The organism is Burkholderia sp. IO2 (genome assembly GCF_029522185.1).
Taxonomy (GTDB): Bacteria; Pseudomonadota; Gammaproteobacteria; order Burkholderiales; family Burkholderiaceae; genus Burkholderia; species Burkholderia cenocepacia.
The window spans coordinates 170,379-191,501 of the sequence record NZ_JAKWFH010000005.1; the positions used below are offsets into that span (position 1 = coordinate 170,379).

The 21,123-nt window shown below is 68.1% G+C and carries 20 protein-coding genes; 12 read left to right on the plus strand and 8 right to left on the minus strand.

Translation table 11 applies throughout. The features are described from left to right. Positions 1 to 54: 54 nt before the first annotated feature. From MMB92_RS04975 to MMB92_RS04985, 3 genes are all read left to right on the plus strand, one after another. Positions 55 to 981: a LysR family transcriptional regulator gene (locus MMB92_RS04975; RefSeq protein WP_006482291.1), complete on the plus strand. Its 927-nt coding sequence runs from the start codon at positions 55 to 57 to the stop codon at positions 979 to 981. A gap of 95 nt (positions 982 to 1,076) precedes the next feature. After that, the gene (gene folE / locus MMB92_RS04980; protein ID WP_006482320.1) at positions 1,077 to 1,712 is read left to right on the plus strand and encodes a GTP cyclohydrolase I FolE; all 636 of its coding nucleotides are present in this window, start codon (positions 1,077 to 1,079) and stop codon (positions 1,710 to 1,712) included. Further along, entirely contained in the window at positions 1,712 to 2,515 is an 804-nt protein-coding gene (locus MMB92_RS04985; RefSeq protein ID WP_006482287.1) for an SDR family oxidoreductase, read from the plus strand. The genes folE and MMB92_RS04985 overlap by 1 nt, the downstream gene beginning before the upstream one ends. Positions 2,516 to 2,677: 162 nt before the next feature. Here the strand turns inward: MMB92_RS04985 and epsC are convergent, their stop codons facing one another. Together epsC and MMB92_RS04995 are read right to left on the minus strand one after the other, a co-directional pair. Further along, complete coding sequence (epsC, locus tag MMB92_RS04990; protein ID WP_006482285.1) at positions 2,678 to 3,598, minus strand: serine O-acetyltransferase EpsC; 921 nt, start codon at positions 3,596 to 3,598, stop codon at positions 2,678 to 2,680. Positions 3,599 to 3,735: 137 nt separating this feature from the next. Beyond that, positions 3,736 to 3,969 carry a hypothetical protein gene (locus tag MMB92_RS04995; RefSeq protein ID WP_006480138.1) on the minus strand — a complete coding sequence of 78 codons (234 nt, stop codon included), beginning with the start codon at positions 3,967 to 3,969 and terminating at the stop codon, positions 3,736 to 3,738. A 278-nt stretch (positions 3,970 to 4,247) separates the two neighbouring features. Here MMB92_RS04995 and MMB92_RS05000 point away from each other — a divergent pair, with 278 nt between their 5' ends. The 3 genes from MMB92_RS05000 to fnr all read left to right on the plus strand — a co-directional run bounded on the left by MMB92_RS05000 (position 4,248) and on the right by fnr (position 6,481). After that, positions 4,248 to 4,655 carry a DUF3005 domain-containing protein gene (locus tag MMB92_RS05000; protein ID WP_034203084.1) on the plus strand — a complete coding sequence of 136 codons (408 nt, stop codon included), beginning with the start codon at positions 4,248 to 4,250 and terminating at the stop codon, positions 4,653 to 4,655. A 508-nt stretch (positions 4,656 to 5,163) separates the two neighbouring features. Then, positions 5,164 to 5,631 (plus strand): universal stress protein, encoded by a 468-nt coding sequence (locus MMB92_RS05005; RefSeq protein WP_006482283.1) that lies wholly within the window; start codon positions 5,164 to 5,166, stop codon positions 5,629 to 5,631. Between the two features lie 103 nt (positions 5,632 to 5,734). Beyond that, on the plus strand, positions 5,735 to 6,481 hold the full coding sequence (gene fnr / locus MMB92_RS05010; protein ID WP_006482294.1) for a fumarate/nitrate reduction transcriptional regulator Fnr: 747 nt from the start codon (positions 5,735 to 5,737) through the stop codon (positions 6,479 to 6,481). 48 nt (positions 6,482 to 6,529) lie between these two features. On the opposite strand, the gene MMB92_RS05015 is transcribed toward fnr, so the two are convergent. After that, positions 6,530 to 7,423 carry a LysR family transcriptional regulator ArgP gene (locus MMB92_RS05015; protein WP_006480142.1) on the minus strand — a complete coding sequence of 298 codons (894 nt, stop codon included), beginning with the start codon at positions 7,421 to 7,423 and terminating at the stop codon, positions 6,530 to 6,532. Positions 7,424 to 7,533: 110 nt separating this feature from the next. Between MMB92_RS05015 and MMB92_RS05020 the strand changes: the two genes are divergently transcribed. Next, positions 7,534 to 8,154 (plus strand): LysE/ArgO family amino acid transporter, encoded by a 621-nt coding sequence (locus MMB92_RS05020; protein WP_006482350.1) that lies wholly within the window; start codon positions 7,534 to 7,536, stop codon positions 8,152 to 8,154. 80 nt (positions 8,155 to 8,234) lie between these two features. Here MMB92_RS05020 and MMB92_RS05025 read toward each other — a convergent pair whose 3' ends face one another. From MMB92_RS05025 to MMB92_RS05040, 4 genes are read right to left on the minus strand one after another with little or no spacing between them, the layout of a single operon-like run. Further along, positions 8,235 to 9,968 (minus strand): DUF2235 domain-containing protein, encoded by a 1,734-nt coding sequence (locus tag MMB92_RS05025; RefSeq protein WP_006482310.1) that lies wholly within the window; start codon positions 9,966 to 9,968, stop codon positions 8,235 to 8,237. Positions 9,969 to 10,004: 36 nt separating this feature from the next. Further along, positions 10,005 to 10,682, minus strand: a complete 678-nt coding sequence (locus tag MMB92_RS05030) for a DUF3304 domain-containing protein (protein WP_059720964.1) — start codon at positions 10,680 to 10,682, stop codon at positions 10,005 to 10,007. Between the two features lie 56 nt (positions 10,683 to 10,738). Further along, positions 10,739 to 11,641 (minus strand): DUF4123 domain-containing protein, encoded by a 903-nt coding sequence (locus MMB92_RS05035; protein ID WP_059720965.1) that lies wholly within the window; start codon positions 11,639 to 11,641, stop codon positions 10,739 to 10,741. 13 nt (positions 11,642 to 11,654) lie between these two features. Beyond that, positions 11,655 to 14,159 (minus strand): type VI secretion system Vgr family protein, encoded by a 2,505-nt coding sequence (locus MMB92_RS05040; protein WP_034203088.1) that lies wholly within the window; start codon positions 14,157 to 14,159, stop codon positions 11,655 to 11,657. 355 nt (positions 14,160 to 14,514) lie between these two features. Between MMB92_RS05040 and MMB92_RS05045 the strand changes: the two genes are divergently transcribed. From MMB92_RS05045 to MMB92_RS05060, 4 genes are all read left to right on the plus strand, one after another. Then, positions 14,515 to 15,462: an aldo/keto reductase gene (locus MMB92_RS05045; protein ID WP_048986186.1), complete on the plus strand. Its 948-nt coding sequence runs from the start codon at positions 14,515 to 14,517 to the stop codon at positions 15,460 to 15,462. Between the two features lie 163 nt (positions 15,463 to 15,625). Then, on the plus strand, positions 15,626 to 16,429 hold the full coding sequence (locus MMB92_RS05050; RefSeq protein ID WP_058902474.1) for a hypothetical protein: 804 nt from the start codon (positions 15,626 to 15,628) through the stop codon (positions 16,427 to 16,429). 205 nt (positions 16,430 to 16,634) lie between these two features. Then, positions 16,635 to 17,603: a helix-turn-helix domain-containing protein gene (locus MMB92_RS05055; protein WP_125332564.1), complete on the plus strand. Its 969-nt coding sequence runs from the start codon at positions 16,635 to 16,637 to the stop codon at positions 17,601 to 17,603. 158 nt (positions 17,604 to 17,761) lie between these two features. Further along, entirely contained in the window at positions 17,762 to 19,327 is a 1,566-nt protein-coding gene (locus MMB92_RS05060; protein ID WP_058902472.1) for a GMC family oxidoreductase N-terminal domain-containing protein, read from the plus strand. 95 nt (positions 19,328 to 19,422) lie between these two features. On the opposite strand, the gene MMB92_RS05065 is transcribed toward MMB92_RS05060, so the two are convergent. After that, positions 19,423 to 20,403, minus strand: a complete 981-nt coding sequence (locus MMB92_RS05065; protein WP_006494596.1) for a helix-turn-helix domain-containing protein — start codon at positions 20,401 to 20,403, stop codon at positions 19,423 to 19,425. Between the two features lie 179 nt (positions 20,404 to 20,582). Here MMB92_RS05065 and MMB92_RS05070 point away from each other — a divergent pair, with 179 nt between their 5' ends. Then, a complete protein-coding gene (locus MMB92_RS05070; RefSeq protein WP_006488523.1) occupies positions 20,583 to 21,116 on the plus strand; it encodes a 2,4'-dihydroxyacetophenone dioxygenase family protein in 534 nt (177 codons plus the stop codon). The last annotated feature ends 7 nt before the right edge of the window (positions 21,117 to 21,123 follow it).

Genomic DNA, 21,123 nt, shown 5'->3' on the forward strand with positions numbered 1-21,123 from the left:
GGCAACGCGATTCAGGAGATATGTTGTATACGTTTCGAAGATACCGGCCCGGCCATGGATGCGCTCGATCTGAACCTGATTCCCTACCTCGTCGCGCTCGACGACGCGCGCAACGTGAGCCGCGCGGGCGACCTGCTCGGCGTGAGTCAGCCGCGCGTGAGCACCGCCCTCGGCCGGCTGCGCGAGTATTTCGGCGATCCGCTGTTCGTGCGCACGTCGCGCGGGATGGAGCCGACGCCGCGCGCGCTCGCGCTGCTGCCGGCCGCCCGCGACGCGCTCGCGCAGATCGAGCGCGGCCTCGTCGCGCCGCACGACTTCGACCCGGCCGCGAGCACGCATACGTTCTCGATCGCGCTGTCGGACGTCGGCGAGATCGTGTTCCTGCCGAAGCTGCTGCAGGCGTTCGCGACGCACGCGCCGCACGCGAACCTGCGTTCGGTCTCGCTCGCGCACGACGAAGTCGGACGCGGCCTCGAAGCCGGGTCGATCGATCTCGCGGTCGGCTACTTCCCCGACCTCGACGGCAACAACTTCTTCCAGCAGCGGCTGTTCACGCACCGGTTCGTCTGCCTGATGCGGCGCGGTCATCCGTTCGAGCAGACGCCGCCGTTCACGGTCGAGCAGTTCCTCGCGTGCGGGCACGCGGTGGTGCGCGCCGAAGGCCGCAGCCAGGAGGTGCTCGAGAAATATCTGGCGAAGCAGCGCATGCAGCGCCGCGCGGTGCTCGAAACGCCGCACTTCATGAGCCTGCCGTTCATCCTGAGCCGCACCGACCTGATCGCGACGGTGCCGCACGCGATCGGCTACGCCTATGCGGCCGAGCACGCGTTCATCGTGCCCGTCGAGCCGCCGCTCGCGTTGCCGCGCTTCGACCTGAAGCAGCACTGGCATCGCAAGTACCACAACGACCCGCGCACCGCGTGGCTGCGCGGCGTCGTCGCGTCGCTGTTCAACGACGAGCAGGACGAATGGCCGAAGTGACGAAGGGGCGCGGCGGCCCGCACGCACGACCGGCGAAAGCATGAAACAATGGCCGGATATCGGCCGCCGCAGGCGGCCTTCGATGGAGCCACTACATGGGTAAGGGAAAGAAATCCGCGCGGCCCGAGGCGGTCGCCTCCCGGCCGAGCCGTGAAGAAGCCGAAGACGCCGTCCGCGTACTGTTGCGCTGGGCCGGCGACGATCCCGCGCGCGAAGGCCTGCTGGACACACCCGCACGCGTCGTGCGCGCGTACGAGCAGTTCTTCGCCGGCTATGCGCTCGACCCGCGCGACATCCTCGCGCGCACGTTCAGCGAAGTCGACGGCTACGACGAGATGATCGTGCTGAAGGACATCCGCTTCGAGAGCTACTGCGAGCACCACATGGTGCCGATCATCGGCCGCGCGCACGTCGCGTATCTGCCGAACCATCGTGTCGTCGGCATCTCGAAGCTCGCGCGCCTCGTCGATGCGTTCGCGAAGCGCCTGCAGATCCAGGAAAAGATGACCGTGCAGATCGCCGACACGCTGTTCGACGTGCTGCAGCCGAAGGGCGTCGGCGTGATCCTCGAAGCCGCGCACCAGTGCATCTCCACGCGCGGCGTGCACAAGCCGGGCGTCGAGATGGTCACGTCGCGCATGCTCGGCACGTTCCGCACCGATCCGTCGACGCGTCGCGAATTCCTGTCGATCGTCGCGAATCCTTCCTCGGTCAACCTGACGAATACCTGATGGAGCAGACGAAGCAAACGGCGCACGCGCCCGTCGTGCTCGTGACCGGCGCCGCGCGCCGGGCCGGGCGCGCGTTCGCCGAGTATTTCGCGGCGCACGGCTATCGCACCGCGGTGCACTACGACCGTTCGGCCGATGCCGCGCAGGCCGCCGCCCGCGCGATCGCCGAACGCGGGCACGATTCGGTGGCGCTGCAGGCCGACCTGTCCGATGCCGCGCAGATCACCACGCTGATCGACCAGGTGTACGCGCGCTTCGGGCGCCTCGACGTGCTGGTCAACAACGCGTCGGTGTTCTGGCAGGACCATTTCCCGAGCTTCGATCTCGCGGCGTTCGACCAGGCGTGGGCCGTCAACTGCCGCGCGCCGATCCTGCTCACGCGCGCGTTCTACGAACGGGCTCGCGCGGCCGGCACGCAGGGCGTGGTCGTGAACGTGGTCGACCAGAAGATCAAGGAAAACTTCCACCGCGACCATTTCAGCTACACGGTCGCGAAGGCCGCGCTCGGCAACCTGACGCAGATGCTCGCGCTGTCATCCGCGCCGGTGCTGCGCGTGAATGCGGTGTTCCCGGGGCTGATGCTGCCGAGCGACGACCAGACGCAGGCCGACTTCGAACACGCGAGCCGCGCCTCGACGCCGCTCGCGCGCATCGCCGGCCCCGACGACGTCGCCAGCGCGATCCTGCTGCTGACGGGCAATGCGTACAACGGCGTGGATTTCGTCGTCGATGCGGGCCAGAACCTGATCCGCGTGGACCAGGACGTGCTGTACAAGCACCGCTCGCCGGACGGCAAGCACTGACGCTTCGATGAACGAAGGCTGCTGCACGCCGCCCTCGTGCGCCGGGCCGAGCGGGCTTCGCACCGCTCACGCCCGCGAACGCCGGACGGCGGTCCGGCCGCCGAACCATTGCGCGTCATCCGCCGCGTTGCGCGGAACGGCGCCCGCGCATTCGCTGCCGCGTTACGGCTTCTCGGCGCTCCCGCCTTCGCGGACCTTACCCTGCGCGACGCTCGTGCCGGGCGGCACGCTGTGCGTGAGCCACACGTTGCCGCCGATCACCGAGCCGCGCCCGATCGTCACGCGGCCGAGAATCGTCGCGCCCGCGTAGATCACCACGTCGTCCTCGACGATCGGGTGCCGTGCATTGCCCTTCACCAGCGCGCCGTCGCCATCGGCCGGGAAACTCTTCGCGCCGAGCGTGACGGCCTGGTACACGCGCACGCGCTCGCCGATGATCGCGGTCTCGCCGATCACGACACCGGTGCCGTGGTCGATGAAGAAGCTCGGGCCGATCTGCGCGCCGGGGTGGATGTCGATGCCGGTCGCCGAGTGGGCGATTTCATTGATGAACCGCGCGAGCAGCGGCACGCCGAGCTGGTGCAGCGCATGCGCGAGCCGATGGTGCATCATCGCCAGCACGCCGGGATAGCACAGCAGGATCTCGGTGATGTGCTGCGCGGCCGGGTCGCCCGCGTACGCGGCCTGGATGTCGCTGACGAGCAGCGCGCGGATCGCCGGCAACTGCCGGCCGAATTCGCGTGCGATCTCGAACGCGCGTTCGTCGAGTTCGGCGAACGGCGTATCGACATGCTCGGGCAGGAACGGCAACGCGCGGCGGATCTGTTCGGACAGGATGCGCAGCGTGCTTTCGAGCGTGTGGCCGACGTAGTAGTCGACGCTTTCGTCGGTCAGGTCGGGCGCGCCGTAGTGCGTCGGAAACATCGACGCGCGCAGGCCGGTCACAATCTTGCAGATTGCATCGCGCGACGGCAGTTCGCGGATGCCGCGCGGATGGCGCGTGCGATGGAGTTCCTCGCGCGACTCGCGCAAGCCGGCGACGATTTCTTCGAGGCCCCACTGACGGGCGGGTGATGTCGACATATGCCAATGCGGGCAGCCGCGCGCGGATGCGCGGCCGCTAATAAAGTGACGGGTTCCGCAAGATTACCGCGTTTTTTGTCCGGGAGCGGCACCCCGGGGATCGGCCGGACGGCCGGCGCTGCTCGACCGCGCCAGCGTCACATCGAGATGCTGCTCGCGTCGATCCAGCGCACGGCCCAGTCGCGCGCGTGCGCGATCGCGTCGCCTTCGTCGTTGAACTGGAGCTCGATCGGAAAAAAACGGTTCGCAACCAGCTCCCCGTCGCTCGATCGGGAGATCACGACGTAGGGCTTGAATGAACCGTCACTGGCGCGTGCGGGCGCGCAATTCAACAGATAACCGCGGTGCGTGAAGGCAGTAGTCGCTTGCATGAATCCGCCACCTCTAGTCCCTTGCTTTGTTGTTCACTACCCGTCTTTAAGGGTGCTGCGGCGCCCCGGCGCGGGCAGAGGCGGCGAGACTTCATCCCCTGTCGCCGCTTCGCAGGAAAAGAATCATACTCTGTAGAAAACGCGTCTTCTAGCTGAAATAAATCATGACAAATCAGTGCGCGTCGCGCGACCGCGGCGATCGCCCGCGCGCCTTTTCCCGTCGTGCCCGGAACGGGATTTGCTTCGATCCGGAGCGTGTCGCCGCCAGGAGAGCCGTGATGGAATCATCCGCTCAAACAGGTCGTGCGCATCCGCGCAGCGTCGAACTCGACAACGACGACACGCACGACAGCACGGTCGATACCGACGGCAAGCACCGCGAAGCGTCGCGCCTCGCCGGGGTCGGGCCGATCTCGCCCGACCAGATCACGCGCAGCAACGCGTCGCTCGTCAATGCGATGCCGGAAGCCGGCGACGGCTTCGCCGGTTTCGACAGCCGCCCCGACGGCAATCATCCGGCGTTCGCGCTGCGTGCCGGCTACCGGGTGATCGAGAAAGGCTTCGACACGCCGCCCGCGGGCGACGCGCCGTTCGGTCCCGTTCACCGGATGTACGGCAGCGCGTACTGGCCCGGCCACGGCCGCCGCCCCGAGCGCGTCATCGAGTTGACCGCCGTGCCGGGATAGCCCGCGGCGTTTGAATCGATCGTTCGATTCGGAATCGCCGTCGAACGATGGCGGTGGATCGGCGCGTACGATTCGCGCTACGCGCCGATACTCGTTCGCGCGATGCCGAAGCGAACGGTTCCGCGCACGGGCCTCGGCGTTCACGGTCATGCCTGCCGCGCATCGCATCGACGCACATGCATTGACCGAAGTCATGGCGGCGCGGCGCGATTGCGATTGAATGGCGATGCGTGCCGCGCATCGGCGTGACTGCCGTGTCGGGTCGATGCGCGCGCATGCGGTTTCGCCGACGATCCGGCCACACCACGCGACACGCATCGCGCGGTGCAGCATGCGTCGCATGCATGGCCCTGCCCGGCCGCGACCGGAACCGCGCGACCGTGCGGCAGCGCGGGCATCTCGCTGCACGATCCTGCCCGTTGGTTTACTCTGCCTCGCAGCATCGCGCATTGCCCAGCCCGCTCGGCCATCCGGCCGACTTCGTTTCAACCCGCCACTCGGAGACACTATGTACAAGCGTATTCTGGTTGCCGTCGACGGCAGCGACACGTCCCGCCATGCGTTCGACGCCGCGCTGGCGCTCGCGAAAGCGCACGGCGCCGAGCTGCAGCCGTTCTACGTTGTCGAAAACGCCGCGATCTACTACAACGTGCCCGGCTACGATCCGTCCGTGCTGCGCGATCAGCTCGTCGCGCAGGGCAACACGCTCGCGCAGGATTTCGCGAAGCGGATGCAGGCCGCCGGCGTGAAAGGCGAAACGCGGCTGAACGAAGCGACGTCGCTCAACGACGTATCGTCGCTGATCCTCGACGGCGCGAAAGCGTTCGGCGCCGATCTGCTCGTGCTCGGCACGCACGGCCGTCGCGGCTTCCGCCGCCTCGTGCTCGGCAGCATCGCCGAACAGTGCGTGCGCCACGCGACGCTGCCCGTGCTGCTGATCCCGGCGGCCGCCAACGCGGACGAGCCGGCCGCCTGAGCGGCGCTCGGCAGGCGCGGCCGGTCGCGACGTTTTGTCACCCGACAGCGGCAACTTGCGGTGGGACAATGATTTCGTCGATTCAACGCCGGAGTAAACGATCATGCTGACGCCCGTCGCCACCCGCCCCGCCGCCACGCCCCATGCCGGTAGCTGGGCCCCTCGCCAGGCCGCGCACTGCTCGTCGTGCGCGATGCGGCACCTGTGCATGCCGCAGGGCCTGGCGCCCGAAGCGCTCAGTCGCCTCGAGTCGGTCATCTGCGCGGCACGCCCGGTCAAGCGCGGCGAAGCGCTGTTCCGCGAAGGCGACGCATTCGACAACCTGTACGCGGTGCGCTCGGGTTCGCTGAAAACCGTCGCGACGCGTCACGACGGCCGCGAACAGGTCACGGGCCTGCACCTTGCCGGCGAAGCGCTCGGCCTCGACGGCATCTGCGACGATACGCACCCGCGCACCGCGGTCGCGCTGGAAGACAGCTCGGTCTGCGTGATTCCGTACAGCGCGCTCAAGACGCTGTGCTCGGAAGCCGGCTCGATGCAGTTGCGCATGCACAAGCTGATGAGCGAACAGATCGTGCGCGAAACGTCGCAAACGATGCTGCTCGGTTCGCTGAATGCCGAAGAGCGCGTCGCCGCGTTCCTGCTCGACGTGTCGTCGCGCTACCTGAAGCGCGGCTACTCGCCGTCGGAATTCAACCTGCGGATGACACGCGAGGACATCGGCAGCTATCTCGGCATGACGCTCGAAACGGTCAGCCGCACGCTGTCGAAATTCCAGAAGCGCGGCCTGATCGAAATGCAGGGCCGCCACGTGCAGATCATCGACTTCGACGGCCTGCAACACCTCTGATACCGCACGGCGCGCGCCCGTCGCGCGCCGCCTGCCCAACGTCGCCGGTCAATCGAGAAACAGCGCGGCACGCGCTTTCAGCGCCGCGCTGAAATCGTCGAGCCAGCCGATCGACAGACGCCAGCTCTGCCAGTACAGATCGATGTCGATGGTTCGCCCGCGCGACATGTCGATCAACTCGCCCGCCGCCAGTTGGCGGTCGACCATCCGGTCCGGGCACATCCCCCATCCCAATCCCGTTTCGCACGCGCGCAGGTAGCCCGCGACGTGCGGTATCCAGTGCTGCGGCGGATCGAGATCCGCGCGCGTCACGCGCCGGATGAAGCGCGCCTGCAAGCCGTCCTTCGGATTGAACATCACGCACGGCGCGCGGCGCAGCGCATCGCGCGTGATCCCCGCGTCGAAATAACGTGCGTAAAACGCCGGCGAACACACCGCGCGATAGCGGATCCGCCCGAGCCGCTCCGACCGGCATCCCTGGATGGGCTCGGCCTGCGCGGTCACGGCGCCCTGCACGCTGCCGTCGCGGATGCGCGAGGCCGTGTAATCCTGATCGTCGATCACGAGGTCGAGCAGCGTCTCGCGCTCGGTGCAGAACGGCCCGACCGCGTCGATGAACCACGTCGCGACGCTGTCGTCGTTGACGGCCACGCGCAGCGTCGGCCACGCGCTCGCGATCTGGCCCGGCAACGCGGGCATCCGGCCGCCCAGTTCGGCTTCCAGCAACTGCACGCGTTCGGTATGCCGGCACAGCAGCGCGCCCGACGTGGTCGCGACGCACGGCTGCCCGCGCTTGACGAGCACGCTGCCGACCCGCTCCTCCAGCAGCTTCACGCGCTGCGACACCGCCGACGGCGTGACATTCAGCTCCTTGGCCGCCCGCTCGAACGAACCGTGCCGGATCACGGCGGCGAGGGCATCGAGCAACGCGTAGTCGAGCATTAGATTTCCTTAATCTGCATTAGGTGATTTAGCTTCTCTTATTCTCGCGCTGCTCGCAGACTAGCGCTACCCGATTCGTTCGTCTACTGCTTCCACGGCTGTCCCCCATCATGAACTGGCTCGCTTTTTCTCACGGCGCCGCCCTGTGCGCGTCGCTCATCGTCACCATCGGCGCGCAGAACGCATTCGTCCTGCGCCAGGGCATCATGCGCTCGCATGTCGGCAAGATCGTGCTGCTGTGCGCGGTGTCCGACATGATCCTGATCGGCGCGGGCGTCGGCGGCGCGTCGGTGCTCGTCGAGCGCTATCCGACCTTCGTCCACGCGGTGCTGTACGTCGGCCTCGCATATCTCGCGTGGTTCGGCATCAATGCGCTGCGCCGTGCGTTCAAGCCCGGCCACGACACGCTCGACGTGCGCGGCGACGCGGTCGCGCCGCCGCCGCAGAGCGCGCTCGCGATCGTGCTGATGACGCTCGCGTTCACGTGGCTCAACCCGCACGTGTATCTCGATACGTTCCTGCTGATCGGCACGGCCGGCGCGCGCGAGCCGGAAGGCGGGCGGCTCGCGTTCGCGATCGGCGCGATGACGGCCAGCGTCGTGTGGTTCCTCGGGCTCGGCTATGGCGCGCGCTTGCTGGCGCCGTGGTTCCGCAAGGCGGTCGCGTGGCGCGTGCTGGATGGCGCGATCGGCAGCATGGTGCTGTTTCTCGCGGCCGTGCAGTTGCGGTAGGGCGGGAGCGTCGCGGCAGACGCGGTCTGCCGCGACGTGAGGTCAGCCGGTCGCGGTCGCGACCGGTATCGCGTTCGGCGTCAGGCCGTCGAAGTCGCGTCGGGCAGCGTGCCGCCAACCGCCGCGGGCTGGTTGCTGGCGAGCTGCGGCTCGTTGGCTGCCATCGGGTCCTGCTGCTTCGCCGGATCGGCCTTGGCGAGTTGCGTGGCGGCCTGCTCGGCCTTGTCGCCCTCGTAACGCCAGTACAGGAACTTCTTGCCGCGCTTGCCCATGAAGTACTGGCGGTTGACCGACCAGCGGCTCGCTTCGGCGAAGCCGGCGTAACCGTCTTCCATCTGCTTCTTGAAGCCCGCAATCGAGTCGTGCACGTAGTGATCGAAGAACCGGTCGAACGTCGCGCGCGCCGCCGGATCGATGCCGCCGAGCCAGTTGCCGGTGACCCGCGTCGCCGCGTCGATCGCCTTGTACTGCTCCGAGATGGTCCGCGTCAGGATGCCCCCGTTGGCCCGACGCACGGCATCCGCATCTTCGTTCCATTCGCCGTCGGTGATGGCCATGTGGGGGTCCACGCCGCCCGGCGGCTTCAGCCGGCCGTCGTGCAGGCGCCGGCTGCGGCTGGCGCGCCACTGGTAGTAGCGGTTCATGTGCCAGATGATCTGCGACTCGAGCCGGTCGCTGTTCGACGCCACGCCCGCGCGACGCTCGTTGCCCTGCCCCATGTACACGTTCCAGGCCGCCTCCAGCTCGCGGGAAATCGCGAACAGCCCGCCGGCCGTTTCCATGACGTCCTTCGGCTCGCGGAACGGCACGCCGGCCTTCCAGGCCTCGATGAAGAGATTGTTCAGCGCGACGTTGGCCAGTTCGTTGGTTCGCCCTTCCTGGTAGTTGCGCTCGTAGCCGCCGCCCACGTCCGAGTGCATGCCGGGGTAATACACCTCGCGGCAGTTCGCGGGAAGCTTCTGATCCTCGCGCACCGAGTCGCCGGGGAATTTCTCCCGGACCTCATGCGACGCGACATAGTGCACGCATTGCCGGACGTAGTCCGGAATGCGGATGTCGTTCGCCCATTCCGCATGGCCGCCCTTGTCGATGCCGTGCAGCACGCCGCCATAGACCGGCCCGAGGATCGCGCCCACGATGTAGGGCGCCGCCTTCTCCAGGCGGCTGCCGCCGAAGCCCGTCGACGCCACCGTATCGAGGATGCCCATGAAGTAGACGACCACTTCGGGACGCATCCCCTTCATGTTCTTCTTGTTCCACCAGAGCCGGCCGCCGATGTTCTCGGCCAGTTGCTCGGTCAGCATGCGGACGAACGCGCGTGCCTCGGTGGCGCCGCGCGAGAAACCGAACGCGGCCACGTTGATCTGGCTCACGGCCGGCATGTGGTTCGTCACGTGTTTTTCGAGCTCGCGGAGCATCCAGCGGATGCGCGCCTCGCCCTTGCTCGCGGCCGCCATGCCCAACACGCCGTCGAGACCCTTGCCCGAATCGCCGACCTTGCTGCAGGGGGTGCCGACGCCCTCGACGTACCGGCCCATCGTGCGCGGATTGGCCTTGTTGAACGGGACATGGGCGAACATCGCGAGCTTGGCGATGTTGCTGTACTTGGTCCTCGCGACGTCCGTCGAGCCGTTGCCGTCCTCGCCGTAGTTGTTGCCCGTGCCATCGAAGAAGGCCGTGAACCACACGGGCTTCGGACACTCCTTGCATTGCTCGACCCGCAGCGGATCGAGCGCCTCGCGGTGCGCGTGGCGGATCGAATCCTCGACCGGCGTGATATCGGTGATGCGTCGAATGAGGGGAGGATTGCTCATGGCGGTTACGCTCCTGTTCCGATCAGGTGTCCGGCGTCAATTCCACTGGGCCGGCTTCTTGCGCCCATAGAACGGATTGGGAATTTCCTTCAGGCACGCGCGGTCGGCCAGCTTGGGCTGCGCGTCACGCTTGGACAGGGCCACCTTCGGGTCCGGGCCGTCGACTTCGAAATCCATGTCGCCTTCCACCCGGCCATCGGGGAAGAAGTGCAGCACGATGCCGCCGCTCTTGTCCTTGACGGGCGGCCGCGTGACCGTGATCTCGCCTTCGCACCACGCCATCCCCGGCTGGGTTTCCCGGTGCGTGTACGGGTCGTAGTTCGCGGACGACGCTTCCATCGCGCGCTTGTCGACCACGCGCTCCCACCACACCTTGAACGTCTTCGGGGTCTTCCAGCGGAAATCCCACGCGAGACTCGGGCGCGAGCCGCCCCCGCCGGACCAGTACTTCGCATTCCGGGGCGTGGCGTGCGCGCCGTCGGCGCTCGCCGCGTCGTCGAGGCTGTTCTTGTCGGGCGGCAGCAGATAGACGCCGTAGATGTCGTAGTCCGTATAGTTGAAGGACCCGGCGGTGATGACGTCGTAGTTCGGGTCGTTCCATTTATTCACTTCGCCCGGCGCCAAGCTGTCCTTTTCGGCATCGTTCACGCTCTTGCTGCAGGCAGCCGTGGAGAAAACCATCACGGACAGCAAGGTGATCCAGCAGCGGTTCATATTGAACTTCCTTCTCTTTCAGTCGATTTCATTCGCGTCGCGTCGCGCACGCGCCATCACGCGGCCGCTTCCTGCATCCGCCGCCAGTCTTCCGCCGACACCCGCGCCAGCGCCTCCGGAAACGCCTGCCCCTGCGCTACCGCGTCGAACACGGCGGCCATCGCCGGATCCTCGTCGAAGCGCGCGCCGTACCGCAACGCCAGTTCGCAATAGATCAGCAGCGACGCCGCGCTGTCGGCGCCGTGCGCACGGCAGCGCGCCAGTTGGTCTCGCACGAAGTCGTAGTGCTGCGCGGCCGGCAACGACGCCAGCAGCGCGGGCTTTTCGACCCGCAGCCGCTCGAGCAGCGTGTACGGATAGCACGCGGCGAGCAGTTCGTCCTCCTGCGCCTGGGTCAACTGCAGCGGAAATTCGGCGGCCTGCCTGACGTCGGCGGGCGCGGCGATGTCCGCCGTGCGAAGCTGCAGCGCGGTATCGCGGTGAATCCAGTGCCGCACACCCTGCGCCAGATACGCGCGATGCGCGGCGGGCAGCATGTCGAGCCAGAACGGCAGCACGCGCGGATCGAAGAAGCGCATCAGCATCACGCTCTCCATCTGCTCGAGCTGGACGTCCACCATCGGCGCCAGATGCGCGGCCAGTCGCGCGAGCGACAGCGGCGACACGAGCACGCTCGCCGCCGGCCATGGAATGCTGCGCACCTCGATCGCGTCCGCGGCATCGGCGCCGTCGGCGCCCGGCTGCCATTCGAACAGCAGCGGCCCGACGATTCTCGCCTCGTCGTCGGCGTCGTCGAGCAGCGAAGCCGCGACGAACGCGGGCCACGACGCCTTCTCATCGTCCGGCAAGGTATCGAGCAAGGCACCGTCGATCAGGACGTAAGCGCGCAGCCCGTCCTGCGACGACAGCGCCGCCTGCAGCGCGTCGGCCGCCTGCGCGGCTGTCGGGTCATTCGTCATGCGCTGCCCTGCCTCACGCCTTGGCCGCGAACGGTGACGCCATCGACGCCGCGTTGACCATGCACGGCGCGCACGCCGTGCCCGGGAACGCGCGCGCGGGCACCGGCAGGCTGTCCGGCCCGATGAACGTATGCGACGCGGCATGCGCGGTGAATTCGCCCTTGGTCCCGTGCACGATGCCGCTGCCGTTCCAGCGCGTATAGCTGGTGCCGCCGTTGATCAGGACTTCTTCCTTCGCGGTGATGGTGATGCGGTTCGCATCGACCTTCACGTCCAGCTTGGCCAGCACGTTGATGCTGTCCTTCAGCGCCTGGATGTCGATGTCGGCGGCGGCGGCCACGAGCCGGATGCCCTTCTCGAACGCGGCGACGCGCACCGCCTCCTGCGCGCTGACCAGCATGCTCTTGCCCGCACCGATGCTCGTGTGGGCGCCGCTCGTCAACGCGACGTGCTGATCGCTCGCGACATGAGTCGACCCCGTCGTCGTGGCCAGGATCCCGGCCGGGCTGGCGAGCGCGAGAAACGGCTGCGCGAACTCCGGAAACTCGCCTTGCTGCGGATTGCCGCCGCTGCCTCTCAGGCCGTCGTTCTGCGTGCGAAGCGCCTGGTGGACGGCATCCTGGTCGCCGGACTCCTGCGCCTTCACGTCGTGCGCGGAACCCGACAGCGACTCGTGCAGGTCGTGCGCCTTGTCGAGACGGGCGACGGTCTCGCCGATGTCGGTCGCGTGGGCACGCGCGTCGTAGCGCGCCTCGCTGGTGACGAGCAGGCCCTTGGCCGCCCGCACCGCGCCATGCGCGTCGGTCCGCAACTCGAAGCCGCGGGCGCGCTGATCGGTGCGCCCCTGGGTTGCATCGATGCGGACGTTGTGCCCGAGCGTCAGCTCGCTCGCGTCGGTATCGCTGCGCAGCTTCAGCTGGAGCTGCTGCGGCGTGTCGTCGAGCAGCACGTGGTTCGAACGCCCGCCCGCCGCGTTGCCGCTGTCGCCCGACAGCTCGCGGCTGCGCAGGCCGGTCAGCACGTGCTGGTCGGGCAGCGCCCACGGCGGCATCCGTTCCGCGTTGTACGTGGTGCCCGACACGACGGGGCGATCGGGATTGCCGTCGAGGCACATCACGAGCACCTCGCTGCCCACGCGCGGATGCGCGATCATGCCCTTCTCGCCGCCCGCCCAGCCGGCGGCCACGCGGATCCGCGCGCTGATCTGCGCCGCACGATCCCAGTGATAGACGATGCAGACGCGGCCATATTCGTCGACGTCGACGCTGCCGGCCCCTTTCGCGCCGGCGACGGTCGCGGTTTGCGGCGCCAGCACGCGCACCGGTTCGCTGTTGAACCCGCGGCCCGGGCGCCACGGCGTACGTCGATGGCCCGCGACGAAGCGGTTGCGATACTCGGGTTTGCCGTCGGCCTGCAGGTAATTGTTCGCCGCTTCGTGACGGGCTTCGAGAATCAGGTACTCGTGATCCTGCGGGCTACCCGACGCCGCGCTGAAGTGATCGGACAGCTGGAACCAGCGGCCGGGCAGGATGCCGTGATGGTTGCCGGCCGCGTCGAAACGCGTCGCGGCCGCCTCGATCTCTTCCATCCGCACGCGCGCGAGCGCATCGCCGGCGCGCGTCTGCTTCGCGAACCCGTAGTGCCCCACGTACTCGTGATGCTCGACCTGCGGCGCGACGCCCGGCGGATGCAGCGTCGGAATCTGCGCATGGGCCGCATGCGGCGCCTTGAAATCGAACGCGGTCGCGCTGTAGCTGCCGGCGGACAACGACCGCACCGCGGACCATTGGGAAATGGCGTCGGCGGCCATCGGGCCGTCGTGGGTCTGGAAACGGATCACCGGCGAGCGGCCGTCGACGGCCGGGCACTGCACCGTGCTGTCGTCGCCGACGATCAGCTTCAGGCCTTTCTCGTCGTGCTCCCACCAGTACAGGAACCCGACGGCTTCCAGATGGCGGACGATGTAGTTCCAGTCGCTTTCGCCGAGCCCGCCGCCCTGGACGTTCATCGTGCGCGCCGGATCGTCGCCGCGCACGCGCCACTCCCACGACGGCGCGAGCCCCTGGTAATCGGCGAGCAGCGTGCCGATCTGCTGCTGAAGCGATTGGCCGAGGAACAGGCGGTTGTTCACGCGAGTCCGCAGGAAATGGCTCCACGGGCGCAGCACCGCGCGGTATTCCGCAATCGAATCGTCGTTGCGGACCAGCGAAAACGCGGTGCAATAGCCGGTGAAATAACGCAGGCCGCCGTCGGGGCGCACCATCGACACCGCGAGCAGCTTGCCCAGCATGTCGGCCAGCGTGATGCCCGCCTCGCTGGACAGCAGCGTCACGTCGAACGTGAAATCGATCCCCAGCCCTTCGTGCGCGACGAGACGCTCGGCAACCAGCCGCGCCGGACGTTGCCGCCCGTACGCGTCGGTCACCGACGGTGCGTCGTCGTGCGGAAAAGACAGCGCGAGCAGGCGTTTGTCTTGCAGGAAAAACGGGGTTCGAATGAATGCCGCCAGGTCAGCCATGACCGCCTCAGAATGATTTTTCGTTCGTATGGAAACGGCCCGCTGCCATCCCTAATTTTGGGATGAAAGGATATCGTAGACAACGCAGCGCGACAACGTTGACGCCCTACGTCATTTCCCTGTCCCGGCACGGAAAATCGGTAATAAATACAGCACGTTGCGCGCGTGGGAGCCGGTGCTCGAACGGACGTCGCCGCCATGATGACGTCGCCTCGTCCGGCATCCCGACGCACGCGCGCGAAACCCGCCGGTTGCTGCGCCGGCGGCGGAACCTCGCCATGCGCTTCGCCGTCTCAACGCGACCGGCTTCACGTCCCGCAGTCCCTCCCGTCACCCGCAGCTTACGGAGCAGAACATGGCACATCGCACCCTCGGTACATCCGGCATCCAGGTTTCGCCGCTCGCGTTCGGCGGCAACGTCTTCGGCTGGACCGTCGACGAAAACGCATCGTTCGCGTTGCTCGACGCGCTCGCCGACACCGGCATCAACTTCATCGACACGGCCGACGTCTATTCGGCCTGGGTTCCCGGCAATCACGGCGGCGAATCGGAAACGATCATCGGCAAGTGGCTGAAGCGCTCCGGCAAGCGCGAGCAGGTCGTGATCGCGACCAAGGTCGGCCTGCTCGACGCGCGCGCGGGGCTGTCGAAAGACAACATCCTGAAGGCCGTCGACGATTCGCTGCGCCGCCTGCAGACCGACTACATCGACCTGTATTTCTCCCACCGCGATCTCGCCGACACGGCCCCGCTCGAAGAAACGCTCGGCGCGTATCAGACGCTGATCGACGCGGGCAAGGTGCGCATCATCGGCGCGTCGAACTACAGCGGCGCACGCCTGCGCGAGGCCGCCGCGATCAGCGCGCGCGACGGGCTGCCCGCCTACCAGGTCATCCAGCCCGAATACAACCTGCTCGACCGCGCCGACTACGAACGCGATCTCGAGCCGGTCGTGCGTGACCTGAAGCTCGGCGTCGTCAACTACTACGCGCTCGCGAGCGGGTTCCTGTCGGGCAAGTACCGCAGCGAAGCCGACCTGAAGAAGAGCGTGCGCGGTGATCGCGTCGCCGGCTATCTGAACGCGCGCGGCCTGCGCATCCTCGCCGCGCTCGACGCGGTGTCGGCGAAGCACAATACGCAGCCGGCCGCGATCGCGCTCGCGTGGCAGATCGCGCGGCCGACGATCACCGCGCCGATCGCGAGCGCGACGTCGCTCGCGCAGCTCGCGCTGCTCGGCGAGGCGATCCGCGTCACGCTCGATCAGGACGACATCCGCCGGATCGACGAAGCCAGCGCCCCCTGAAGTCTGCCGCGGCGGCAAGCCGATGGAATCGCACGGGCAGGCGGCTCCACGGCTTGCCCGCGATTCACGCAGGGCGGATGGATACAATGGCGAGCATCCGATGGCCGCGGGGCTCGACCGGGCTTCTTCGCGCCGAATCAAAACCACGCATAAGAAACCGCCGATGATCCACCTTGCCCGCCGCTCCCGTGCTGCCCGTCATGTCCGTCCGCTCGCCACGACGATCGCCGCGCTGCTCGCCTGCGCACCGGCCGTATCGTTCGCGGGCTGGTACGAAATCGCGAACTACACCGGCACGATCGGCAACGCGCCGGTGCACGTGTCGCTGCAGACCTACGACGCGATCAACCACAACGACGCGGGCCGCTGGCGCGTCGACGGCAGCTACTATTACGACGCGCATCGCAAGCCGATCCCGTTGCGCGGCCAGCGCGAGCCCGACGGCCGCCTGACGCTGTGCGAAGCGTCGTCGCCCGCATCGAACGCCGACGCGCCGGTCGTGCCGGCCGCCTCGCCGTCACGACCGAAGCCTTGCCCGATCGCGCTGACCGTCAGCGGCAAAGCGGCGACCGGCACGTGGGACGACGGCCGCAAGACGCTGCCGATCACGCTGAACGAAGTCGGGCGGCTGAACGACACCGACGACCCGCACCTGCAACTCGACGGCAGCGTCGATATCCCGATGTGGTATCGCACCAAGACGCACATGCTGGTCGGCGTCTACGCGCGGTCCGACAAGTGCGGCGTGGCGATGCAGTCGCTACGGGCCGTGAACATCGCGACGGGGCGCGTCGATCGCACCATCGCGCTCGACTGCGACGCGGGGATGGTGATGACGTCGATCTACGCGAACGTCACCGGCGCGCACCGGGCGGACCACGTGAGCGTCGAATTCCGCGACGGCAAGATGGGCTACGCGGAGGACGTGTCGCTCGGGCTGCCATCGTCCTCGTCGAAGCCGAAGTAAGCCGGCCACGCCTACCCCACAAAGCCGCATACGTGTCTTGACTCGCACGGCCGCTTTCGTTGACCCGGACGGCCATCGATCGCGCAATCGCGCGCCGCGCCCCGCTGCAAGCGCGTCACGCGCACGTCCCGGGTCTTTCACGGATTGACCGCGACGTTCGGCGTGCCCGAGACTGCGCCGCTCGGGCCGTCATCGGGAGAACGTCATGCCGGACACCAGCACGGAGATCGCCACGATCTCGACGCGCGCCGTACGCGGCGCCGAGCGCGTCGACTTCTGGGTCGACCACGTCGCACGCACGCTCGTGCGGATCGAATGCAGCGGAAAGTCGTCCGAAGGGATCGATGCGTCGCTGCGCAAACGCGATCTCGGGCTGTTCCGCGCGTGCGACATCGTCGCGAACCGGCACGCGGTCGTGCGCACGTCGCACAACATCCACGCCGACCAGCGCGACGCCGTGTTCATCTGCCTGATGCACGAAGGGCACGGCTATACGTTCCAGGACGTCGACTGCATGCAGCACGGGCCCGGCGACCTCGTGCTGTACGACACGTCGATGCCGTACGGTCACGGCTTTCCCGCCGACATGGCGATGACCGTGCTCGACGTGCCGCGCGACGTGTTCGAAGCCCGCGTCGCCCCGTGGCGCTACCGCAGCCTCGTCAAGATCGATCGCGACGACGGGGTCTCGTCGTGGGCCGTGCGGCAGGTGGTTGCGCTGCTCGCCGCGCCGCAGGAGCCGACGCCCGACGCGCGCGAACGGCGCGCCGCCGCGATCCTCGAGCTCGTGCAGTCGATGCTGCGGCTGCGCGACGGCGACGCGTCGCCGACGAAATCGACGGTCCACACGCTGTCGCGCGCGAAGGCGTTCATCGACAGCCATCTCGCCGACGACGATCTCGACAGCCGGTCGGTCAGCCGCGCGATCAACCTGTCGCCGCGCCAGCTCGCCCGCGTGTTCGAGATCGAAGGCACGCCGCTCACGCGCTACATCCTCGCGCGGCGGCTCGAACGCTGCCGCGCCGACCTGCGCGACCGGTCGCTGAAGCACCTGACGGTCAGCGAAATTGCGTTCCGCTGGGGCTTCAACAACAGCGCGCACTTCAGCCGCAGCTATCGCGCGCGGTTCGGCGAAACGCCAAGCGACACGCGCGCGCCGGCCGACACGCGCTAACCGCTGCCACCCGCTCCTCGCACCGCCGCTCGCCGCATGTCCCGCCGAGGCAAGCACGGCGTCCGCGTCGGTCAAATCGGGCCGCAACCCGCTCGCTAAGCTGGCTTCCTGCGCGGCGGCATTCGTTCCGCCGCCCGACAGCAAGGAGAAGAAGCGGGATGGAGACGTACGACCACATCGTCGTCGGCGGCGGTTCGGCCGGCTGCACGGTTGCGCACCGGCTGGTGAAGGCCGGCCGGCGCGTGTTGCTGCTCGAGGACGGCCCGAAGGACGACAGCCTGTTCATCCGGATTCCGGCGACGTTCATCCGCGTGCTCGGCACGCAACGGACGGTGACGTTCGAGAGCGAGCCGCAGCCGGGCGCCGCGGGACGCAAGACCTACGTGCCGCAGGGCCGCACGCTCGGCGGCGGCAGCTCGGTCAACGCGATGCTGTACGTGCGCGGCACGCGCGACGACTACGACGACTGGGCCGCGCTCGGCTGCACCGGCTGGGGCTGGGACGACGTGCTGCCGGTGTTCAAGCGCGCCGAATCGCATCTGCGGCTGTCCGAGCCGTTCCACGGCACCGACGGGCCGTTGAAGGTCGGCGACACGCGCTTCCGGCATCCGCTGAGCCTCGCGTTCGTGAAGGCCGCGCAGGAAGCCGGCATCGCGTACAACGACGACTTCAACGGCGCCGCGCAGCATGGCGTCGGCTTCTATCACACGACGATCTTCGACGGCCAGCGCGGCAGCACCGCGGCCACCTATCTGGCCGACGCGATCGCCGATCCGAACCTGCGCGTGCTGACCGGCTGCCGCGTGACGCGCATCCGGTTCGACGGGCGCCGCGCGAGCGGCGTCGAATGGCGCACCGCGAGCGGCGCGACGGGAGCGGCCGCCGCGCGCGCCGACGTCGTGCTCGCGGCCGGCGCGCTGAGCACGCCGAAGCTGCTGATGCTGTCGGGCATCGGCCCCGGCGCGCACCTGCACGCGCACGGCATCGACGTGCTGCACGACAGCCGCGACGTCGGCGCGCACTACCAGGATCACCTCGAGGTATCGATCTACGGCCGCACCCAGGCACCGGTCAGCCTGCTCGGCGAGGATCGCGGGTGGCGGGCGTTGCGGCACGGGCTGCAATGGATGCTGTGCCGCTCCGGCCTGCTGACGTCGAACGTCGTCGAATCGGGCGCGTTCGTCGATACGACCGGTGGCGGCCGCCCGGACATCCAGTTCCACGTGCTGCCGACGCTCGTCGGCGACGTCGACCGCGCCCCGCTGCCCGGCCACGGCCTGTCGATCAACCCGTGCCTGCTCCGGCCGCGCTCGCGCGGCACCGTGCAACTGCGCGGCAACGATCCGGCCGCGCCGATCCTGTTCGACAGCGGCGCGCTGTCGGACCCGGCCGACGTCGAGGGCCTCGTGCGCGGCGTCAGGCTCGCGCGGCAGATTCTCCGCGCGCCATCGCTCGCCCGCCTCGTTCGCGAAGCCGAGACGCTGACCGACGCCGCGCTCGCCGACTACGTGCGGCGTCGCGCGAAAACCGTCTATCACCCGGCCGGTACGTGCCGCATGGGCAGCGACGCGCACGCGGTCGTCACACCGCGTCTCGCCGTGCAAGGCGTCGACGGGTTGCGGATCTGCGATGCATCGGTGATGCCGCGCATCGTGTCCGGCAACACGAACGCGCCGACGATCATGATCGCGGAGCGCTGCGCGGCGTTCATGTTGACGGCGTGACGCAATGCACGTGCGTGTGCGCCGCAGCACGCCGTGCCGAAAACGCAGACGGCGCGTGATGCACGCGCCGCCGTCGACCTGTCGGAAAACCGGCGTCAGCCCGCGGCGTCACGCGCCGCGTCGCGCAGCGCCATCGGCGACGCGCCGTAGCGCTCGCGGATCGCGCGGCTGAAGTGCGCCTGGCTCGAAAACCCCCAGCGAAACGCGATCTCGCCGATGCTCGCCTTGCGCAGCCGCGCGTCGGTCAGTTCGCGATGCGCGTGCGACAACCGCTCCGACCAGATGTGCTGCGTGATCGACTCGCCTTCGGCCGCGAAGAGGCGCCCCAGATGCCGCAGCGACAGCCCGACCGCATCGGCGACGGCCTGCGGCCCGAGTTCCGGTTCGCCGAGATGCGTCGCGATGTATTGCTTCGCGGTCAGCAGGTACGACAGCGACGCGCGCGATGCGCCCACGCCGTTCACCTCCGCATCGACGAGCGCCGCGATCAGCGTGCGCGTGTGCTCGGCGAACCGCGCGGCGTCGCGCTCGACCGGCGCCTTCATGAACCGCTCGACGCTCGCGCGCAACGTCGCGCCGAGCATCGCGCCCGCACCCGGCTTCGGCGCGATCCGCAGCGGCAGCGCGGCCAGCTCCGCATCGAGGCGGTCGTCGAGCGTCGTGATCGGGATATCGATCAGCAACTGCCGCATCGGCGTCAGGAATCCGAACAGATACGGCACGCGCGTGTCGTAGACGACGACATCGCCGGCTTCCGCGAGCAGGCACCGGTCGCGCTGGATGAAATACGCGCGCCCGCTCAGGATCTGGCACGCGAACAGCGATTCCTTCGGCAACTGGCGCACCAGCGCGGGGCTGCGCTCGATCACGTGATCCTGCCCGCTGATGTCGGCGATGCCGAGGCCCGGCAGCGCGATGTCGGTCTTCTCCACTTCGAGCCCGGCCGGCGACAGCGACGAGCAGCGCAGGCCGACCAGCGTCGCCGCGTTGAACGCATCCCAGTACGCCATCCTGTCGCGCGCCGGCACGTCGGCCGTCGAACCTCGCGTGCGTGAAAAAACGGTCGAATTCGTCACGTCGCCTCCTGCTGGCGCCTGTCGTGCGGAGCGGCACGGATTGGGGGATGGTTCGTCTGGATCCTGGTGCGATGCAATGTCCGGCGCGGTCAAGCAATTCGTCCAGCCCAGTCAAGAGCGGCGCGCACCGGCTGGCTAAAGTCGAGCCCACGACACCCCTACATACAAGGAGACACACCATGGTCGACAAAGCCGTATCCGAATTCTGGCAAAACATCCCGGCGATTGCCAATCCGTTCAAGCCCGATGCGCTGCCCGAAGCCTACATCCCGAACGCGGCCACCGACGACGAGCGCTATTACGTTCCGTTCACCGAAACGGTTTCGTCGCGGCCACTGTGGATCTCGCCGTCGCAGAACAAATGGTGCGACATCCTGATGGCGAAGGAAGCCGGGCTCGTGAACCGGCACTATCACCCGCACGAGGTGTTCGCGTACACGCTGTCCGGGAAATGGGGCTACCTGGAACACGAATGGACCGCGACGCGCGGCGATTTCGTGTACGAGACGCCGGGCGAAGGCCACACGCTCGTCGCGTTCGATCACCCCGAGCCGATGCGCGCGTTCTTCATCGTCAAGGGCCCGCTGATCTGGCTCGACGACGAAGGCAATCCCGACGGCTACTTCGACGTGCACTCGTACATCGCGATGTGCAAGGCGCATTACGAGAAGGTCGGCCTCGGCGCGCAAGCGATCGAGAAGCTGTTCCGCTGACGCGCGG

Bases quoted from the DNA above. Each gene is read 5' to 3' on its own strand.
- MMB92_RS05055 (WP_125332564.1), top strand. From the start codon at position 16,635: ATGCCGGACACCAGCACGGAGATCGCCACGATCTCGACGCGCGCCGTA.
- MMB92_RS05070 (WP_006488523.1), top strand. From the start codon at position 20,583: ATGGTCGACAAAGCCGTATCCGAATTCTGGCAAAACATCCCGGCGATT.
- MMB92_RS05040 (WP_034203088.1), bottom strand. From the start codon at position 14,159: ATGGCTGACCTGGCGGCATTCATTCGAACCCCGTTTTTCCTGCAAGAC.
- fnr (WP_006482294.1), top strand. From the start codon at position 5,735: ATGCTGACGCCCGTCGCCACCCGCCCCGCCGCCACGCCCCATGCCGGT.
- MMB92_RS04975 (WP_006482291.1), top strand. From the start codon at position 55: ATGGATGCGCTCGATCTGAACCTGATTCCCTACCTCGTCGCGCTCGAC.
- MMB92_RS04995 (WP_006480138.1), bottom strand. From the start codon at position 3,969: ATGCAAGCGACTACTGCCTTCACGCACCGCGGTTATCTGTTGAATTGC.
- MMB92_RS05060 (WP_058902472.1), top strand. From the start codon at position 17,762: ATGGAGACGTACGACCACATCGTCGTCGGCGGCGGTTCGGCCGGCTGC.
- MMB92_RS05030 (WP_059720964.1), bottom strand. From the start codon at position 10,682: ATGAACCGCTGCTGGATCACCTTGCTGTCCGTGATGGTTTTCTCCACG.
- MMB92_RS05005 (WP_006482283.1), top strand. From the start codon at position 5,164: ATGTACAAGCGTATTCTGGTTGCCGTCGACGGCAGCGACACGTCCCGC.
- epsC (WP_006482285.1), bottom strand. From the start codon at position 3,598: ATGTCGACATCACCCGCCCGTCAGTGGGGCCTCGAAGAAATCGTCGCC.
- MMB92_RS05015 (WP_006480142.1), bottom strand. From the start codon at position 7,423: ATGCTCGACTACGCGTTGCTCGATGCCCTCGCCGCCGTGATCCGGCAC.
- MMB92_RS05025 (WP_006482310.1), bottom strand. From the start codon at position 9,968: ATGAGCAATCCTCCCCTCATTCGACGCATCACCGATATCACGCCGGTC.
- MMB92_RS05000 (WP_034203084.1), top strand. From the start codon at position 4,248: ATGGAATCATCCGCTCAAACAGGTCGTGCGCATCCGCGCAGCGTCGAA.
- MMB92_RS05020 (WP_006482350.1), top strand. From the start codon at position 7,534: ATGAACTGGCTCGCTTTTTCTCACGGCGCCGCCCTGTGCGCGTCGCTC.
- MMB92_RS05035 (WP_059720965.1), bottom strand. From the start codon at position 11,641: ATGACGAATGACCCGACAGCCGCGCAGGCGGCCGACGCGCTGCAGGCG.
- MMB92_RS04985 (WP_006482287.1), top strand. From the start codon at position 1,712: ATGGAGCAGACGAAGCAAACGGCGCACGCGCCCGTCGTGCTCGTGACC.
- MMB92_RS05045 (WP_048986186.1), top strand. From the start codon at position 14,515: ATGGCACATCGCACCCTCGGTACATCCGGCATCCAGGTTTCGCCGCTC.
- folE (WP_006482320.1), top strand. From the start codon at position 1,077: ATGGGTAAGGGAAAGAAATCCGCGCGGCCCGAGGCGGTCGCCTCCCGG.
- MMB92_RS05050 (WP_058902474.1), top strand. From the start codon at position 15,626: ATGATCCACCTTGCCCGCCGCTCCCGTGCTGCCCGTCATGTCCGTCCG.